The organism is Anaeromicropila herbilytica, assembly GCF_016591975.1.
Lineage (GTDB): Bacteria > Bacillota > Clostridia > Lachnospirales > Lachnospiraceae > Anaeromicropila > Anaeromicropila herbilytica.
On the sequence record NZ_AP024169.1, the window covers coordinates 4,379,276 to 4,399,433 of the forward strand.

16 protein-coding genes, 2 tRNA genes and 1 other annotated feature are annotated in these 20,158 nt (G+C 33.4%); of the genes, 1 reads left to right on the plus strand and 17 read right to left on the minus strand.

Going from position 1 to position 20,158, the window contains the following annotated elements:
* Positions 1–227: 227 nt before the first annotated feature.
* From rlmB to bsdtb5_RS18675, 9 genes are all read right to left on the minus strand, one after another.
* On the minus strand, positions 228–968 hold the full coding sequence (gene rlmB / locus bsdtb5_RS18635) for a 23S rRNA (guanosine(2251)-2'-O)-methyltransferase RlmB (protein ID WP_271713468.1): 741 nt from the start codon (positions 966–968) through the stop codon (positions 228–230).
* A gap of 64 nt (positions 969–1,032) precedes the next feature.
* A complete protein-coding gene (locus bsdtb5_RS18640) occupies positions 1,033–1,467 on the minus strand; it encodes a Mini-ribonuclease 3 (RefSeq protein WP_271713469.1) in 435 nt (144 codons plus the stop codon).
* Positions 1,452–2,852, minus strand: coding sequence for a cysteine--tRNA ligase (gene cysS / locus bsdtb5_RS18645; protein ID WP_271713470.1), 1,401 nt, complete (start codon positions 2,850–2,852; stop codon positions 1,452–1,454). Before cysS ends, bsdtb5_RS18640 begins: the two co-directional genes overlap by 16 nt.
* An 82-nt stretch (positions 2,853–2,934) precedes the next feature.
* On the minus strand, positions 2,935–3,639 hold the full coding sequence (gene epsC, locus bsdtb5_RS18650; RefSeq protein WP_271713471.1) for a serine O-acetyltransferase EpsC: 705 nt from the start codon (positions 3,637–3,639) through the stop codon (positions 2,935–2,937).
* A 95-nt stretch (positions 3,640–3,734) separates the two neighbouring features.
* Positions 3,735–3,973 (minus strand) — a binding site (T-box leader).
* 156 nt (positions 3,974–4,129) lie between these two features.
* Positions 4,130–5,356, minus strand: coding sequence for a GNAT family N-acetyltransferase (locus bsdtb5_RS18655; protein WP_271713472.1), 1,227 nt, complete (start codon positions 5,354–5,356; stop codon positions 4,130–4,132).
* 83 nt (positions 5,357–5,439) lie between these two features.
* Complete coding sequence (gene ispF / locus bsdtb5_RS18660; protein ID WP_271713473.1) at positions 5,440–5,994, minus strand: 2-C-methyl-D-erythritol 2,4-cyclodiphosphate synthase; 555 nt, start codon at positions 5,992–5,994, stop codon at positions 5,440–5,442.
* 252 nt (positions 5,995–6,246) lie between these two features.
* Positions 6,247–6,320: transfer RNA gene (locus bsdtb5_RS18665), tRNA-Met, on the minus strand.
* Between the two features lie 45 nt (positions 6,321–6,365).
* Positions 6,366–6,438, minus strand: a tRNA-Val gene (locus bsdtb5_RS18670).
* A 100-nt stretch (positions 6,439–6,538) separates the two neighbouring features.
* Positions 6,539–7,594 (minus strand): NAD(P)H-dependent flavin oxidoreductase, encoded by a 1,056-nt coding sequence (locus bsdtb5_RS18675; protein ID WP_271713474.1) that lies wholly within the window; start codon positions 7,592–7,594, stop codon positions 6,539–6,541.
* A gap of 477 nt (positions 7,595–8,071) precedes the next feature.
* Here bsdtb5_RS18675 and bsdtb5_RS18680 point away from each other — a divergent pair, with 477 nt between their 5' ends.
* Positions 8,072–10,237, plus strand: a complete 2,166-nt coding sequence (locus tag bsdtb5_RS18680) for a methyl-accepting chemotaxis protein (RefSeq protein ID WP_271713475.1) — start codon at positions 8,072–8,074, stop codon at positions 10,235–10,237.
* A 245-nt stretch (positions 10,238–10,482) separates the two neighbouring features.
* Here the strand turns inward: bsdtb5_RS18680 and bsdtb5_RS18685 are convergent, their stop codons facing one another.
* The 8 genes from bsdtb5_RS18685 to bsdtb5_RS18720 form a co-directional block, all read right to left on the minus strand.
* Positions 10,483–10,932 (minus strand): YaiI/YqxD family protein, encoded by a 450-nt coding sequence (locus bsdtb5_RS18685; RefSeq protein ID WP_271713476.1) that lies wholly within the window; start codon positions 10,930–10,932, stop codon positions 10,483–10,485.
* A 213-nt stretch (positions 10,933–11,145) separates the two neighbouring features.
* Positions 11,146–12,738 carry a dipeptide ABC transporter ATP-binding protein gene (locus tag bsdtb5_RS18690; RefSeq protein ID WP_271713477.1) on the minus strand — a complete coding sequence of 531 codons (1,593 nt, stop codon included), beginning with the start codon at positions 12,736–12,738 and terminating at the stop codon, positions 11,146–11,148.
* A gap of 309 nt (positions 12,739–13,047) precedes the next feature.
* Positions 13,048–13,827: an ABC transporter permease gene (locus bsdtb5_RS18695; protein WP_271713478.1), complete on the minus strand. Its 780-nt coding sequence runs from the start codon at positions 13,825–13,827 to the stop codon at positions 13,048–13,050.
* 43 nt (positions 13,828–13,870) lie between these two features.
* Positions 13,871–14,815 carry an ABC transporter permease gene (locus tag bsdtb5_RS18700; protein ID WP_271713479.1) on the minus strand — a complete coding sequence of 315 codons (945 nt, stop codon included), beginning with the start codon at positions 14,813–14,815 and terminating at the stop codon, positions 13,871–13,873.
* Between the two features lie 39 nt (positions 14,816–14,854).
* Positions 14,855–16,429: an ABC transporter substrate-binding protein gene (locus bsdtb5_RS18705; protein ID WP_271713480.1), complete on the minus strand. Its 1,575-nt coding sequence runs from the start codon at positions 16,427–16,429 to the stop codon at positions 14,855–14,857.
* 317 nt (positions 16,430–16,746) lie between these two features.
* Positions 16,747–18,006 (minus strand): hypothetical protein, encoded by a 1,260-nt coding sequence (locus bsdtb5_RS18710; protein ID WP_271713481.1) that lies wholly within the window; start codon positions 18,004–18,006, stop codon positions 16,747–16,749.
* Positions 17,981–19,117, minus strand: a complete 1,137-nt coding sequence (locus bsdtb5_RS18715) for a DUF58 domain-containing protein (RefSeq protein ID WP_271713482.1) — start codon at positions 19,115–19,117, stop codon at positions 17,981–17,983. Before bsdtb5_RS18715 ends, bsdtb5_RS18710 begins: the two co-directional genes overlap by 26 nt.
* 28 nt (positions 19,118–19,145) lie before the next feature.
* Complete coding sequence (locus bsdtb5_RS18720; protein ID WP_271713483.1) at positions 19,146–20,099, minus strand: AAA family ATPase; 954 nt, start codon at positions 20,097–20,099, stop codon at positions 19,146–19,148.
* Between the last annotated feature and the right edge of the window lie 59 nt (positions 20,100–20,158).

Sequence of the window (20,158 nt, forward strand, 5' to 3'; positions counted from 1 at the left end):
GATAGATATTATATATTATCTTTTCTTTATTGCCAAGCTATCTTTCTCATCTCATTAGTATATACTTAAATGTTACTATTAAGCTTAACTGTTGATTTGTCATGATACAAAAACTCTGATAATGTTTCCTAAGCATCTTTTATAAATAACTTCAATTAATATAAACAAATGGCTAGATCAATCCTTATACACTTAAGATATCACTAGCCAATTTGCATCCATTCTACTTAGTTCATTCTTTGTCTTACAATCTCATAAGATAAGATTCCCATTGCAACGGATGCATTCAAGGAATCAATATCACCTTTCATTGGTATCTTCGCAACAAAATCACATTTTTCTTTTACTAATCTACCAACACCTTCGCCTTCGCTTCCGATAACTAAACCGATTGGTCCTTTAAGGTCTAATTTATACATCACTTCTCCGTCCATATCAGCACATACAAACCATAGACCTCTTTCCTTAAGCTCTTCAATTGTAGTTGCTAGATTGGTTACTTTGGCAACTGGTGTGTAATTAATTGCGCCTGCACTAGTCTTAGCAACTGTAGCTGTAAGACCTACTGCTCTTCTCTTTGGAATAATAATACCATGCGCACCTGCTTGATTAGCAGTACGAATGATTGCTCCTAAATTGTGTGGGTCTTCAATGTTATCAAGAAGAATAATAAATGGTGGTTCCCCTTTTTCTTCTGCTAATGCAAACATATCATCAATCTCAGCGTATTCGTATGCTGCTGCATATGCTATAACTCCTTGGTGCTTTCCTGTTTCAGATATTTGATCCAATCTTTCTTTATGAACAAAAGTAATGATGGTATCGCCTTTTTTTGCTTCTCTTAAGATAGACTTAATTGGTCCATCTTGACAACCATCTAGAATGAATAGACGGTCAATTGTTTTTCCTGAACGAAAAGCCTCCAATACTGAGTTTCTTCCTTCAATTGTAAATTCTTCATATCTCATGTAATTTTATTCTCCTATTTAAAGTTTCTATTATTCAATAGTAAGTTTAGGATGTTGTGTATCATTATTTGTGTTCTTCTAATCCAAACTTAACTAGTTCCACTAATCTTTCGAACCCACCTGTAAGATACAGATACCCCATTAGAGCTTCTAATCCCGTTGCTTGGCGATATTCTGCAATACTAGCATTCTTCGCTGTGGTAAATGACTTAGCATTTCTTCCTCTTTTGTAGACAGCCATCTCTTCCTCGGTTAACTCTCCTTCAATCTTATGAAAGATCTCCATCTGAGCCTTGGCTTTTACCAGATTGCTTACTTGTTTGTGAAGCTTATTTACCGGTGCATTTCCCTTCTCTACGATTATTGTTCGAATGACAAGATCATAGATTCCATCTCCAATAAAAGCTAAGGTTAATGGTGAATACGTCTTAATGTCTTGATCTGGTAGATTAAATTCTTTTTTTAGATATCCAATGATATTTGTTATGCTCTCTTCCATCTTACGCCTTCTCTAGTATCTTCTAGTAGAATCCCCTTCTCTAATAATAGATCTCTGATCTCATCTGATTTCTTAAAGTCTTTGTTCTTTCTTGCTATTTGTCTGTCTTCGATCAATTTCTCAATATCTTCATCCAATAATTCTTCTTCTTTTACAGTTTCAATACCTAATACATTGCATAATGCAGTTATTTTATTTTTGATATATTCTACTAATTTATTTGAAGTATTCTCATTTACCTTGCTGTTTGCTATTTTAACCATTTCAAAGATGGCAGCAATAGCATCTGCTGTATTAAAATCATCCTCCATAGAATCATCGAACTTTTTGCTTAATTCATCTATTTCTTTTTGAATCATAATTTCTTCTTCTGTTAAGTCACGATTCTCTGTTTTTGGTAATACTTCTTCCAATCTGCTTACTGCAGTTAGAATACGTTCTAGACTGTTCTTTGCTGATTCCATTAAGTCCCTACTAAAGTTAATAGGGCTTCTGTAATGTGCTGCACTTAACATGAAGAAACGTAACACTTGAAGAGAGAACTCTTCTCCAATCTCACGAACCGTAAAGAAATTTCCTTCGGATTTTGACATTTTCTTATTATCAATATTTAGGAAACGATTGTGTAACCAATATTTTGTGAAGTTCTTACCATTCGCAGCTTCACTTTGTGCAATTTCATTTTCATGATGTGGGAAGATTAAGTCCTCTCCACCTGCATGAATATCGATCTGATCTCCTAAGTACTTTTTACTCATAACAGAACATTCAATATGCCAACCTGGTCTACCTTCGCCCCATGGAGACTCCCATGCTGGTTCTCCTTCTTTCTTTGGTTTCCATAGAACAAAATCCATCGGATCTTCTTTTTCTTCATTTACTGCAATACGTGCACCAGCTTCTAGATCATCAATGTTCTTCTTGGATAACTTGCCATATCCCTCAAAGCTTCTTGTGCGGAAGTATACCGTTCCATTCTTTGCATAAGCGTGACCTTTTTCAATTAACGTCTGAATCATCTCAATCATGCCATCAATCTCTTCGGTTGCTTTTGGATGCTTTGTAGCTGGCTTTACGTTAAGGGCTTTCATATCAATTAATACTTCTTTGATATATCTTTCTGATATCTCGGATGCGGATACGCCCTCCTCGTTTGCTTTCTTAATAATCTTATCATCGACATCTGTAAAGTTCGATACATAGTTTACATCATATCCCTTGTATTCAAAATATCTACGAACCGTATCAAATACGATCATTGGTCTTGCATTTCCGATATGAATATAATTATAAACGGTTGGACCGCAGACATACATTCGCACTTTACCTTCTTCAATTGGTACAAATTCTTCTTTTGCTTTTGTTAATGTATTAAATAGTTTCATCTCTATTTCTTCCTCCTAATCTAGGCTTATTCTCTTATTATTGCATTTTAATAAGTGTAATCTCATTTATTCAATATATTACTTATTTCTTATTCTCTTTATCAATTACTTTACCTTGTTCTTTATCCTTAATCTCGCATTTTTTCAAGCGACAACATAGATCATCAATAACTGTTTTCAACTCTTCATTTTCTTTTTGTAATTTCGTCAGATCCGTAGTTACTGGGTCTGGCAAACGTTGATCCATATCTTCTCTTGGAACCTTAATATTATCTCTTTTTACTACTCTTCCTGGCACTCCGACAACAGTGGAATTAGGTGGAACCTCTGATAATACAACTGACCCCGCTCCGATCTTAGAATTTTCTCCAATCGTAAAGGAACCTAACACCTTAGCACCTGCGCTTATCATAACATTATTACCGACCGTTGGATGACGTTTTCCTTTTTCTTTTCCCGTACCGCCTAACGTTACACCTTGATATAACGTAACATTATCACCTACAATTGCAGTTTCACCAATGACAACTCCATGCCCATGGTCAATGAATAATCCTTTGCCTATTGTTGCCCCTGGATGTATCTCAATTCCAGTCTTACGTATCGTACGTTGTGAGAACCATCTTGCTAAAAAATAATGTTTATTAAGATATAATTTATGTGCAATACGATGTCGTATAATTGCTTTAAAACTTGGATATAGAAAAACTTCAATGGAAGACTTAATTGCTGGGTCTCTTTCTTTTATTATTTCCATTTCTTCTTTAATATACCTTATAAATCCCATAGGTTCAACCTCCATTTAAAATATTCATGATTGGAATATTCTATTTTTATTATAGGACGTATTTTCCTATAAATTAAAAAAACTCCGTCTCTACTACAAGAGACGAAGTTATCCGCGGTTCCACTCTAATTAGCCTACATAAATTAATAATACAATTCATATATTGCTATCTTTCACATATAACGGCTGTTACCGGGCTAGGCTAAGGGTTAATCCTTCACCTAACCAGCTCATAGATGCACTTCATTAATTTTTGAATAAAGAATGCTTTCAGCCGACGACATTCTATCTCTTTTATTCATTCATTAATTACTTTTCTAATCACTGCTTTTTTCTCTTATACGTCCAATCAAATATCTATACTATATTTTATTCATATGGATGAATTTTGTCAACACCTATGCTTAATTTACATTTTAATTAACTTATTCATGACTTTCAGTCAAAAAATTATAATGTTCTGGGTAAATCCATGAGGATATTATAAGATTTACACGATCTCATTAATATATAGTCTACTATATGGTATGATAAGGCTTAACCGCTCCTCTAGCTCGCTGTTTGACTGATATAATGTTTCAATTTCTTTATGCTTAACTCCTTGAAACAATAACAAAGTAAGCTCCGCTATACTTAGTGTTAATTCTTCTTTTTTATCGGTACGTTTGACTTCACAACCAGACGGATTAAAATTCAGTTCATATGTCCCTTCATTTTGCTTAATATCATTGTCCTTAACTTTTAATATAATCGACGTGGCTGTCTTTGCTTTAATATGTTGTACAAATTCTACTAGATGAACAATTCTTGCCATTATAATAGGTGTCTTCACTAATTTATCGACACTAATTATCTTCTCTAAACCTTTTATAAAATGTGTTTCTAAAAAAGTCACCATAAGCTTTTCAACATCGTTCTCGTCTTTATTACTTATCTTCTTATGACATAGATATTCGCAGAAATAATAATAAATTACTTTTATTGCTTCAACTTTCTCTTCTGGTAGTACGACACACTCTGATATTTCTACCTCATCACCATTCACCATATAAGAATAATATCCAATAATTCTTTCTTTTCTATATAATAAAATAAGTTCTCCACCCGTACTTTTCATCTCTGCTTGTAATTCTAAATAATAATCGATATCCCTAATTACATAGCAATCAAAATTCTGTGGTAGTAAATCATTCGCTAAATTTACAAGTTCTTCATATACCCTTTCTTCTGAATAAATAGTAAGAGGTGTAAATGTTAATTGTATGTTGTGTTTTAATTGATTCGTTTCTTTTTTTAAGTCATCATTGTTTTCAATACGAAATTTAGCTCTATTCTGAGTATAGACATATCGAAAAGAGTATGGATAATAGATTTTCTCTGCTGCTGGCATCAGGTAAGTGAATTCCATGTTCTTATTGTACATATCATTTAATGCATCGGTAAGTATTTTTCTCATCAAGCCTCTTCGTCGATATGTTTTCTTGGTTGCTACGCCAACAATGTAGTTCGATAGGATTTCTCGATTTCCTAACCTAATTCGATAAGGATTGAGATGTAACATACTTGTTAATATATCTTCATGATATAAAGTGATAATTGTATTGCTTACCACTTTATAACGGAAATAGAAGTCCGTATACTCCGCTGTATCAAAAAAGCATTCTCTCCATAATTCATAGATATCTTCCTCTTTCTTTTTATCAACATATTCCCTCATGTTTTGCTCCTATCTGCCTACTTATATAGACTAGTGTACTTAGATGTAAATTTTTATCATTCACTTTTTAATATCTAATATTTCTATTTACCTTTACTGCACCCAGAACAACCCGAACAACCTCCCTCACGGTTTTCATTCATAATATCTTGGTACACAAAATTCTCAACCGTTGTCAATAAGCAAATAGCATTTGCTGAGATTCCTTTCTCTTCTCCTGTAAATCCGAGACCTTCCTCCGTTGTTGCTTTTATGTTCACTTGATCTTCGCTTATTTGCAGTGCATCTGCTACATTCTTTACCATTTCTGGAATAAATGGAGCTAACTTTGGCTTTTGTGCCATTATTGTTGCATCAATATTCTCAATAACATATAGTTTATCATCAATTAATTTTTTTACCCTCTTTAATAACTCGATACTTGAGATTCCTTTGTATGCAGGGTCTGTATCAGGAAAATGCCTTCCTATATCACCAAGTGCTGCAGCGCCTAATAATGCATCCATAATTGCATGTACAATAACGTCCGCATCAGAATGTCCCAACAGTCCCATAGTATGTGGAATTGTTACTCCTCCAAGTATTAATTTTCTATCTTCAACAAGTTTATGGACATCATATCCCATACCTATTCTCATATGCTTTCTCCTTTATTTTATATATATTTTTTAAGTGTTCTGGACTCAACTTATTTATTTAATTGTTACTAGTATCTGCTTAATATGATTCAAATTATAATGATTAGTACCGACCTATTCTTACCAACTTAAGCAAACTATATTTTACACGATATTCTTCAAATATACAACTAAATGATAACCATTCCCATATTTTTTAAAGTTTATCAAAATATAAAAAAAGATTGTCTATTGACAATCTTTCTTAATGAATAGCGAAGAACGGATTTGAACCGCCGACACCACGGGTATGAACCGTGTGCTCTAGCCAGCTGAGCTACTTCGCCATATATTTAATTGTAGGAAAAAGAATATTAAAGATTCCCATCTTATGGGACCAACAGGGCTCGAACCTGTGACCCCCTGCTTGTAAGGCAGGTGCTCTCCCAGCTGAGCTATGATCCCACGGTGAACTCGTCTCAAAAACGAGTACGTTAGTTAGTATAATAAAAAATAGTCACTTTGTCAACTACTTTTTTGCATATATTTAATTTTGATGAACTCGTTAAAAAACGAGCTCATCTATAACTTCTTTTACAGTAGTAATTTTATTCTGTTCATATGCTCTTGCACCACAAAAGATTAGTCCATGTTCTAAATCACCTTTGACTGCATTGATTAATGCCTTAGTGATACAGTATGGAGTCTCTTTCGGATTGCAATGCTCTAAACAGTTAAAACATCGATCAACGGGAATTCTTCCCTGACTTGCTTGATTAATAAATGGATTTCTTATTGCTCTTCCAGGCATACCAACAGGACTTTTTGTAATGACAATATCCTCTTTGTTGCTGTTAATATAGGCCATCTTATATTCCATGCTTGCATCGCATTCTAATGTAGGGACGAATCTTGTTGCAATCTGCACTCCATCAGCGCCAAGAGCTAGATAATGTTTGATATCTTCTCTTGTAGTAATTCCACCTGCAACAACAACTGGGATCTTCTTATTATATTTTTCCTCAAATTCCTTTTTATATTCTATAATTTTTTTAATTTCTTCATCATAATTTAAGGCTTCAATATCTTCTAATTGATTTGGAGAAAATCCAAGATGACCACCTGCTAATGGACCTTCAATTACAATTAAATCAGCTGTAGTGTTATATTTTCTATCCCACATTTTTAAGATGACAGAAGTAGCCTTTTGAGAAGATACAATTGGAGCTATCTTTACTGTATAACCTTTTACTAACTCTGGTAATGAAACTGGTAGACCCGCTCCTGAGATAATAAGATCTGCTCCGCTTTTTGCTGCAGTCTTAACATATTCCTCATATTGATTGGTTGCAACCATAATATTTACACCAACAATTCCACCGCCACTAATCTCTTTTGCCTTATTAATATGCTTATCTATTGCCCTTAGATTAGCTTTTATTGGATTCTTGTCAAAATCTTCTTCATCATACCCTATCTGTGCAGTAGAAATAATGCCGATTGCTCCCTCTTTAGCTACAGCACCAGCAAGGTTACATCTACTTATTCCTACACCCATTCCGCCTTGTATGATAGGTATTCTAGCCACTAGATCTCCTATTCTAAGTTCCTTCATCTTCATTCTGTCTTCCTTACCTTTCTGTTATCCATTTCTTATCTTGACAAACTATAACTCTCATTTATTAATGTTGTTATAACAACATTAACTTCGTATTAGCTGAATAGTTTATTTATTTTATTATTATTATGTTCAAATTTTATAATGCTATTTATTACTTTGATTATCAAAGTAATTTATCTCATTATATTACTTCTTAGTTTTATTGTCAATACCTCAAAGTATATCATTCTATTTAACATAGTTTTTATTTCTATGTGTATTGTTTGCATATGCCACAATCATCATTATGCATGCTTATTGTTAGGATTTTACTTCACGATTAGTTCACACTCTTTTCATGAATTGACCACAACATAAGTTTATACTTTATCCTATCTAAAAGATGATTGATTATTAAAATACATATCGATTTATTTTTATTAACCATTCAATAATCATGAAAAAATAAAGTATCTATTTAATGAGAGAGGTAGACACATGAAAAAAACTAAAGCAAAATCAAAAGGATTCAATTTACACACAATTAAAGCAAAAGTAACTTTATTATGTACATTCTTTATTCTAATTGCTGTTCTTGTTAACTTTTTATTTGTAATAAATATTACAAGTAATACAATAACCAAGAATACGCAATCCACTTTACTTGATTTAGTCAAAACATCAGACACTAATTTAACAAGTACGCTTGATAAATTAAGCCAATCCGCTAATTTTATGATGCGTTCCAACGCTATACAAGATTTCATAACTTCCAATGGAAAAGATAAGGGTGATGACATTGCCGATACAATTACTAATTATTTATCCATGAATAGTTCAACAGAAACAGTTTCTATCTTAAATACCGACGGCAAAGTTCTGGCTAGTTCTGATGAAAGTATGGTTGGTAATGATTTATCCACTCAGACATACTTTACTAAGATGATTAAAAGTAAGCAAACAACCTCTGGGGATGCTAGTATTTCCAAAACTTCTGGAGATGCATGTGTAACTTTCGCAATTCCAATTTATGAGAGAGCCATGGAGGAAGGGCAAGATGCTGCTAACACAGATGCATCAACAACAAACAGCGATACAAAGGATTCTACTACTTCTAGTCAAACAAGTACAGGTGATCCAATGGATTCCTCCAATCAAACAGTTATTGGTGCAGTTGTAGCTTATGTCAAAGCCTCAAATTTCACTAGCAGTTTAAGTGAAGTTGCACTTTCCAACATTGATTCTAGTTATGCTTATTTAGTGGACTCCAAAGGAACTGTTATCTATCATCCAAATGAGAAAAAAATTGGTACCTCCATTTCGAATTCTGCAATTAAAAAATTAGTTGCTAATATTAATGATAGCAAAACCAAATCATCTGGTATTATCTCCTATACTTATGATGGCTCTGAAAAGATGGCAAGCTATAGCATAACAGATAATAACTGGATTCTTGTAATCTCTGCAGACCGTAGTGATGTACTATCTTCTGTACATTCCATGGTATTAGTATGTTCAATGATTAGCATTGCAATTATTGTAATTCTTGGTATCATCGCTTACCTATTTACAACTAGAATTACAAAACCAATTAAACAAATAACACAATATATTCATAAAACATCTGAATTAGATTTTACTGAAGATGCCAATTTACTCTCCCTTGAAAAAAGTAAAGACGAAACCGGTGAAATGGCTGCTGCGTTAGGGCAAATGCGAACTACCATTCATGAAATGATTAATCAAATTGCTAAGGCCTCAACAGATATCAATAACAATGCAAACCAGCTAAATGCCATTACAAATTCTGTAAATGATCATGCTAGCGATAACAGTTCTACTGCTGAAGAATTAGCTGCCGGAATGGAAGAAACCGCTGCAACTACAGAGATGATCCATGATAATATTGTTCAAGTTAGAAATAATACAAAATCCATCAATGATAAAGCAGCAAATGGCGCTAACTTATCTAAAGAGTTAATTAACCGCGCAGTATCATTAAAAGAAACTACAAAACAAGCTAGTTCTGAAACAACAGGTATCTATCAAGAGATTAAGACAAATACTGATAATGCAATCGAACAAGCAAAGGCAGTAGAAAAGATAAATTTACTTACACAGACAATTATGGATATTGCCGATCAAACAAGCTTATTAGCTTTAAATGCAACAATCGAAGCTGCTAGAGCAGGCGAATCAGGTCGTGGTTTTGCTGTTGTAGCAAGTGAAATTGGCTCCCTTGCAGACCAATCAGCCCAAACTGTTGCTAATATCAGCTCCATTGTAAATGAAGTTCATATGGCCGTTAATAACATGTCAAAAAGTTTACAACAGACCATTGATTTTTTAGAAAAGAAGGTATTAAAAGATTATGATAACTTCATGAACGTAAGTGATCAATATAACAATGACGCTAAGGGCTTAAATGACACAATGGAAAGTATCCATGATGCAGTAGACCATATGAATTCGACTATGCTTTCTATTACAGATTCTATTGCTGAAATCAATACAATGATTGGTGAAGCAAGTGAAGGTGTTGTAGATGTTACTGAAAAGAATACAAATATCGTTGCCTTAACAACAGATACTTACCATATGGTAAAAGAAAGTAACGATTATGCTGAGAAATTACAGAATATTGTAGATAAATTTAAATTATAATCTAGTTTACTTCATTAGCTAAAGATAAAAAGGTTCCGTTTTGATTGAGAATAAATTCTTATTAAAACGGAACCTTTTATGTCTACTATAATTTTTTCTGAGATAGATAATCTTCTATTATTTTAATATCTTTTAAATCTTTATCTCTCCCGAGACGTTTTTTCATAGCTATTATTCCTTCTATTGAAACTACAGGAATAGAATTAATATAAACTATATTTCCTTCTATCCAATTCTCAAAAATTTCAATCTTCTCTTAGCATTCTCTCAATGAGCACACGAAATGATGCTTCAAACCTTTGATCATCCTCTTTCGTACGCTTTTTAGGACCTTTTCCATGAAATTTACTTGTTCTTCGAAGTTTCTTTTTCATATGTCTTTCATAAAGCATTTGTTCAATATTCTCATTGGTATAAAATCTTCCGTTTTGATGAATGACGTATTCTGTTTTGCCTAATGCCATTGCTGCTACCCCATAATCCTGAGTTACGACAACATCACCTCTCTCAAGACTACTTATCAACACAAAGTCAACCGCATCTGCCCCTTTATCCACAGTTACTACCTTAGCATAATTAGATGTCATGATATGGCTTGTATCACAGAACAATACTAATGGTATGCTCTTTTCCTTTGCAACCTTCTCAATTATAGATACCACTGGGCAAGCATCTGCATCAACTAATATTTTCATATTCTCTTCCCCCATCTGTCGCCTTGGGCCACGTACATTTTTTTGTTAGCGTGAAATTCTTTTTATTTCACGCTAACGTCCATGCCTGCGACTTGCTCGCAGTCCTATATTCAACGTGTAAAACACTCTTTATTCCACACTATCTTCCATCCATCGTCTTTGGCGACAGATAAATCAGGGTTTTGAATTATATTTTATTCACACTAACCTCTTTTACAACTCTGGAATAACCTTTAGCAAACGCTTTGTATATTCGTGCTGAGGATTATCATAGAGTTCCCTAGTCTTCGCATCTTCTACAATTCTTCCTTGATACATTACCAATACTCGATTGCACATCTCATAGATAACATTTAAGTCATGTGAGATAAATAAATAAGTTAATCCATATTCCTTTTGAATAGTTCTTAACAATTCTAAAATCTGCGCTTGAACAGTTACATCTAGTGCAGAAACTGGTTCATCTAAGATGATTAATTTTGGATTTGTTATCACTGCAGAGGCAATACTAATTCTTTGTCTTTGACCTCCACTCAGTTCATGAATATAACGATTCTTGTACTCTTTGCTTAACCCCACTTTAACAAGCATTTCATCAACTTTCTTTTTTCTATCTTCCTTTGTATATCCACCTTTTAAACGTAAAGGTTCTTCTAGTATCCATCCTACCTTCTTTGCAGGATTCAAGCTTTGATAAGGATCTTGAAAGACCATCTGTGGGCTTTTCTCTATACTTTCTATACTTCCTTCTATATCACGATTTAGGCCTACAATGGCTTTCGATAAAGTAGTTTTACCACAACCACTTTCTCCTACTATACCAAGAATCTCTCCCTCTATGACCTGAAAGGATACATTTTTAACAATAACTTCTTTTTTAGCCTTTTGAAATAAACTTCCTTTCTTATCATAGAATACTGAAAGTTCTTTTATATCAAGCATCTTATTATTCTTGGTACTATTTGTTTTCTGTTCACACGCTTTACGTTCCATTCCCTTTTTTATGCTTGGTACAGAATCAATTAATTGCTTTGTGTACTCCATTCTAGGATTCTCAAATAAATTTTTCACATTGCCCTCTTCTACAATATTGCCCTCTGACATTACAATGGCTCGATTGCAGATTTCCTTGATTACTCCAAGATCATGTGAGATAAATATTACAGTGGTATTTTTTTCTCTACATAATTTTTTAATTAACTCTAATATTTGGGATTGAATCGTAACATCTAATGCAGTTGTTGGTTCATCTGCGATAAGAAGTTTTGGCTCACAAATCATTGCCATTGCAATCATAACTCTCTGCCTCATACCACCGGAAAGTTCGTGAGGATATTTGCGATAAAGGCCATCTACTTCTTTCAATCCCACCTCGAATAGCATGTCCATCGTTCTTCTTTTACGTTCCTCTTTTGATAGAGTCTCATGTATTTTTAATACTTCTTCCACTTGTTTACCTATAGGGATTAATGGATTAAGTGATGTCATAGGCTCTTGAAATATGAATCCAATTTCTTTACCTTTAATTTTTCTTAAACTTTCTTTGTCCAATGTCAGTAGATTATTGCCTTGCAAGCAAATCGTCCCATTGCTAACAACAGCTTCTTTGGATAATAAATCAGCAATGGTAAGTGCTGTCATAGACTTACCCGATCCAGACTCTCCAACAATCCCAAGAACCTCTCCTTGATACACATCAAATGAAATCTGATTTACTATTTTATTAAACTTATTTTTATTGTAAAACCCCACTTCCAGATTCTTGACTTCCAGAAGCTTTGGTTCTGTTTTCTGATTGGTAATCATTTTCTCCTCCTTATCCCTAAAGATAACTAAAATAAGTCCCTCTATTAACTTCCCTGAATATCACTGTATCAATATATGCGTTAGGATTTTGTTATAAAGAGTATTAGAGATTCTTAATGAAAAATGAATCATTCATTAATCAGAAGGAGTGATGTTTGAGTGCTTTTTACGAGTTCGCTCCTTCTGATTATGTTATGACTGATTCTTTTTTCATTTAGTATCTCTTATACTTCTTTATCAAAAATAATAACACATATATTTATACAGTGATATTCATCGACAAACTAACCTGGGACTTATTCCTCCTCCTTATCCTTCATTCATCAGACTGAACCCAAGCACGGTTACAACAATAATAATTCCTGGTGCTATGGCATACCATGGCGCTGAAAAGATATAGGTCTGTGCTTCTGATAACATGCGGCCAAGACTTGCTTCTGGAGGCTGAACCCCTAATCCTAGATAAGACATCCCTGCTTCTGCTAGAATCGCATTATTAAAACCAATCGTAATAGCAGATAGTAGAATCGGAAAGGTACTTGGTAGGATATGTACAAACATGATTCTTAAACTACTTGCTCCCATAAGCTTCGCATTCTTCACATAATCCAATTGTTTTATTGCTATCACTTCACTTCTTACTACACGTGCAAAACTAGGTATAAATAAGATTCCTAACGCTACTATTATGTTAAAGGTTCCTGTACCTAGAACACTAACAAATACCAACGCTAATAGTATACTTGGGAATGCTAAAAGTACATCTATAATTCTCATAAATATTTCATCTAATATTCCACCATAATATCCTGAGATAGCTCCTATTACTGTACCAAATATCACTCCTATACTTACGGTGATAATAGCCACTAAGAAGGTTGTCTTCGCGCCTTCCATGCAACGACTGAATATGTCTCTTCCAAAATTATCAGTGCCAAAGAAATGAGTAAAGCTCGGCGCCATATTCTTAACTGAACCATCCATCTGATTTGGATTATATGGAGTATAAAAGATACCAATGAGAACGAACACAAGCATAATTCCAACAAGTATGCTTCCTATGATAAAATTAATATTCTTTGTCTTCATGTTCACTCCGATCTATCGCTTGATGCGATTTCATCTTTTCTCTTTATTTTGCAATACGTATTCTAGGATCAATCACTTGATATAGGATATCAATTAGAAAATTTATCACGATAACTACCACAGCAATATACATGACAATTGCCTGTACTACTGGAAAATCTCGATTTGATATGGAAACTACTAAAAACCTCCCAAGCCCTGGTAAAGAAAAGACTTGTTCAACAATAATGCTTCCCGCAAGGACATCCGCAATAATCATACCTAGAAAAGTGATAACTGGAATAAATGCATTTTTAAGAACATGATAATATAAAACATTCTTTTCCTTATTACCTTTACTATAAGCCGTTCGAACATAATCAAGATTTAATTGTCTTAATAAAGAGCTGCGAAGAAATCGTACCATCATCGCGATCTTAGGTATAGCTATTGTTATTGCTGGAAAGATTATGAATCCTAAAAACTTTGCAAAATTATCCGAATAACTTATATATTGTCCAGGAACAAACCATTTTAAAACAACACCAAATATCAATGTAAGGATGATTCCTAAAAAGAATGGAGGTATTGCCATAGTTAATTGGGTTAGTATTAATATAATTTGTTCGATTAACTTTCCTCTCTTTCGTGCTGAAAGAATACCAAGTGGTATGGATAAGAGGAGAATAATAATTAAGGATAGAACTGCCAACCATATCGTCACTGGCAACCTATCCTTTATTAATGTTGAAACTGGTTGATGATATTTTGTTGATGTACCAAAATCACCTTTTACAACACCTGATAACCAGTTCCCGTATCTTACAAGAAACGGATCATTCAGTCCTAGTTCTTCTCTCATGCTATCCACAGCTTCTTTCGTAGCATCAGTTCCAAGGGAAGCAACCACGCTATCCCCTGGAATGATTTGAAAGACGAAGAAAGTTAAAAATGAAACAGTGAACAATGTTATAATGAGAGTGCCTAATTTTTTAATAATATGTTTCATTTTATACCCCTGCCTTTCTATTTTTATTATCCATTCATACTATTTTGTAAAATATACAGAAGCCATATCTTGAACATATACTGGATAGAAAGTATAACCACCAAGCTTCTTATTTACCGCTACTAGTAATGGTGGATCTTGAATGTATACAGATGCTGCATCATTCGTTAATAAAGTTTCTAATTCTTTATAAAGAGTAACTTTCTCATCGTCATTTGTTGTCTTGATTGCTTTGTCTAGAATTTTATCATAGTCAGGATTCTTATAATTAATAAAGTTTCCAGATGCAGTAGATGCATATCGTTCTAGTACATCTCTAGGTGCTAATTTAGCATCAACACCTATTATGGTTGATTGGTAATTTCTATTGGTATACACATCGCTTAACCAACTAGCCCACTCAACTTGCTCGATTTTTGCATTAACACCAATTGCTTTTAGTTGTTCAACAAGCACTTGTGCTGTATCCACATGATACTGGTAATTGGATGGAACAGTAATAGTCATATCAAATCCATCTGGATACCCTGCTTCTGCTAATAGATCTTTGGCTTTTTGAACATCAAAGGTATACACTTTATCTAGAGACTTTTCGTAGTACTTAGAAAATGCATGGAACATATTCGTACCTATGGTATTTCCTTTGCCTCCTGCTACCATATCAAGTATTGCCTTTTTATCAACCGCGTAACTTAACGCCTGTCTGACCTTAGGATTATTGAATGGTTCTACCGCATTATTTAGGAATAGCGCCTGAACAAGATTCATATTACCAGTTTTAATGTTGAAAGTATCTGCTAACTGATTTGCTTGGTCATCCGTTAGATAAGGGAAGATATCAATTGCACCTGATTTCAATTCTAGGAATGCAGAATCCGTATTCGCTACGATTTTAAATGTTACCTTATCTAAATAAGGCTTCTTATTATCATAGTAATCTTCATTTTTCGTTACCACCAAGCTCTCTAATGGTGTGTAAGATTCAAATTTGAATGGACCTGTTCCAATTGGCTTTGTTGCTTCGTCTTTGTAATCCTTTGGTATAATTGCAAATGTTAAATACCCAAGTAACTCCGTATTTGCTTCTTTTAATACAATCTCGATATTCTTATCGTCCACTTTCACAACATCTTGAATGTTAGAAAGCGCTGGTTCCACCACAATAGACTTATCCGTCTTATCTAGCAAACCAGCGCATCTTTTTACTGAATATATTAAATCATCCACTGTCACAAGTTTGCCATTATGGAACTTGACACCATCACGAAGGGTAAACGTATATACTTTACCATCATCGGAGATATCATATTTACTTGCTACAGCTGGAACTAAATTACCATCTACATCCGGTTTTACTAAACCTTCAAAAATATTGAATTGTACTTCTTTAGTTCCTGCCGCAACAGCTTTGTGTGGGTCAAGACTATCTAGATCTTGTAATATTCCTACTACAATTGAACCTCCATATGTAGGTTCCAGAGACTTATTAGCATCTGTTGTAGGAGTTTCGCTTACTTTTTCCTTTTTCATATTGTCTTGGCATGCGCTAAGTACAATTGATAGTGAGAAAACTGCGAGGATTAAAAAAGCAAATTTTAATTTTCCTTTTTTCATAATGTGTTCTCCTTAACGTTAATATTTCTCCCATTATTATATTGTCTTTACCATCATAACCTTATTTTTTATTTTTTTCAAGACTGAGCTATCATTGTATTAGTAAGAAAACATAACTGGGTAGAATTTTTATAATTGAATAAATGATGTTGCCCGACTCATAAAATAATTAGTTGCATTCATAGGATTTAATATATTCACCTTTTTCATACCTATAATTTAAAATTAATATTTGATTGGTCTATATATGACTGATTAATAATTCCTCCCAAAATTTATACTGTTCATAATAATTAGAGCATAAAAAATCCATCCCCTTAATGATGGTATGGATTTTTTTGATACTCTTTATATTTTATCTGTAATCTTTTCGCTTCTTCACCTGAACATTCTTCATTACTATACCGTGCTTTCTCGTATTTTTCATGAATATTTAACACTTCGTTTATCTTAAATATCTGTGCTTCTTGTTCGATTTCTTCTGGTGAATAGGCTGGTTTTATTTCTATCTCATCAATTGAATGAAGTATTATTCTTTTATAAAGCTTTCTTATTCTCTGATTATTTACACTAACACTTTCTTTGTTGTATGCGAAAGATTTTTTCCTTTTATTAGCCTGAATCTGTTCTCTTGATTCAGAAATGATGTCCTTATCCTCCATAATCATTGGCTTAAACTTTAATTTATTGCTCATATACATATAAACAATAGTAAATAAAAGAATTATGATTACTATCATAAATAAGAAAAAGATATTCTGATACCTTTCAAAGACAAGAGAATCCTTATGTGGAATATCTACCTTTTCTACAATTTCTAGTTTATGCTCCGTATTATTAGTACTTGCATGCTTGGGTACAAAGTAGTGTACATAGTATTTTGCATATAATTCTGTTATCTTTTCACACAATTTTTCATATGCATCTGCAATAATTCTTGAGCTATAGCGGAACGAAGTTGGCAAAAATCCTAGTAGCATAACACATCCACTTAATTTTAGGAAACTCCTTCTAGCTAAGTCATTTGCTCCTCTATGACTTCTATCCTGATTAGGGCTATTTTTATTAATTTTATAAAAATATCTGTCACTATTTTCTAGATTAATATATATTAAAAAGTTAAAGATAAAAATAGCTGATAATATATATACTATAATAGATGCGAAAGATAGGTTTTCTTCTATACATACAATATAGGCAGTAATGCATAGAAGTCCAATATACCATCTTGGCACTGACAATTGATTCATTGAGTTATGTAATCTTGATATAATTGAACAAGTAATCAATATAAATGTAAGAGTTAAGAATATTAATTGTTCATCTGTATTTTCAACTAATTTATATACAAAAAGAAAGGAGCTACTTTCTATTACTATCAAAGGAACAATGGATATCTTTTTCTTCTCTGAGAATGCACACAAAAGAACCGGAACTATTAATACAAAGGCATGATAAGTAAACGGATTATCTAACGTATCCATATTCGAATAGATTATGATTGAAAACATGTATAAAAATATGAACTCTGTTAAGATATGTACAAATAATCTAAGAAAGCTCTCCCGTTTTTCCATTCCGATTCACCTCCCACCTCTTTACATATGATGAATTACTAAGACCATTCATGTCCATCTCTTTATATAGAGGAATAATCCATAACGTGTTACTTGCTACTTTACTAATTTTCTGATAAGATCCCATAATTTCTTTTGAGTGTTCCGAAGATATGATTAGGAATAGTTGATTACTTTTCTTTCCTGAATAACATTTGTTTAATAGATTACTAAAATCAGATAAACTTCTTAATGCAACGCATCGACTTAGTGATTCTTTTATTAATGTCATCTGCCTTTTCCCTGTTGCTGCAGTAATCATAATCTCTTTCTCGGTCATACAATCAACTCCATTCGAGATAAGGCCCACTGGAACTTCTTTCTGCAATAGGTTAACAGCCATTGAACAAGCAATTCGTATACTCTCTTCAAAAATTTGCTCAAACTCTTCTATATTCTCAGTTAAGTTTAAGAGAATATATATTTCACTCTTTGCGGAGAATTCATGTACATTAACATACAATTCATTGCTCCTCGCAGAGGCCTTCCAATTGACATATTTCATTGGATCAAACGCAGAATATTCTCTTATTCCACGAAAATCACTATCCTCTAAAGAAAACTGATTTGTTCGATATTGTTGCATTAATACATCAAAAGGCAACTTAATCTTGTCTATTGGAACATTAGCAGGATATACATATAACGACGATTTCGCAATAACCTCTTTACTTCTCTTTTCAGTTAAAAATATATTTGGTGATTCTAAATAAATGGTTTTTAGTCGATAAAATCCTCTCTTTTTAGGAAGGAAGCGTATCTTTCTTGTTACCTTTTGGTTTATCGATACTGATACCCAAAAATCTCTATAATAATTTCGCTCATATTTATTACTAGTCTCTTCTATTATCTCATGATTACAATATAGGACATATGCTATACGAAGAAAGGGAAGTGCTAACTTTTTACTATTTGAGATTGTCTCGGTAATTGTTGTCTCTTTACCCTCCATAATTGGCTGATGATCAAGCTCTACGTTAACCTCTAGCTTCTTATCCCAATATTGTCTATATATCCTCTTTTGAATCTGATACAAAAGGAATATACCAATAATACCTATTATTAATTCCATCTATTCTCCAATCTAAAGAGCATGCAACCTATTTTCTCTCCCATTCCTCTGTTGGGACATGCACTTCTGCTAATATTTCTTGTATGAATGTTCTATTCATACCGTCCGTAGATCCCATAGGTAGTATTAAGCGATGCGCTAATACTGGAATTGCTAGTTCTTTAATATCTTCTGGTACTACATAACTTCTTTCCATAATGATAGCATATGCTCGGACAGCATTTAATAACGCCAGACTTCCTCTTGGACTAACACCTATACTAATCTCTTTATTTTCTCTCGTTGCCTTTACAATATTGGCTATGTACTCAACTAGGTCTGGGTGAATATAGATCTTCTTCGCTTCCCTTTGCAACTCAAGAAGTTCTTCCTTACTACAGACTGATTCTAGCTTTAACAACGGATTCTCTTCCATAAAACGATTCAATATATTAATCTCTTCTTCCAAAGATGGCATACCTAGCGACATCTGCATTAAGAATCGATCCAACTGTGCCTCAGGAAGTGGAAATGTTCCTGCTGACTCTATTTGGTTCTGTGTAGCAATTACTAAAAATGGAGCATCTAACTGATACGTAACCCCATCTATGGTTACCTGTCTTTCTTCCATACTTTCTAATAGACTCGATTGAGTTCTTGGTGTAGCACGATTAATCTCATCCGCCAAAAGTAGATTACTAAAAACAGGACCTTTTCGAAAGATAAATTCATTCTGTTTTGGGTTATAGTAATTTACACCCGTAATATCCGATGGTAGTAAATCAGGAGTAAATTGAACACGTGCAAATTCAAGATTTAATGTTCTTGATATTGTTTTAGCTAATAAAGTTTTTCCTGTTCCTGGAACATCTTCTAGTAATACATGCCCATTTGCGATTAAAGCAGTTAACATTAGATTAACTACCTTCTTTTTTCCCACTATTACTTTGTTGATGTTGTCTTGCATTGCTTTGACTGTAGTATTCAGCTTTTCTTTATCCATGTCCTATCCCTTTTGCTTTCTTATATTGTTTTTTTCCTTTTATTTCTTGGCTTTTCTTT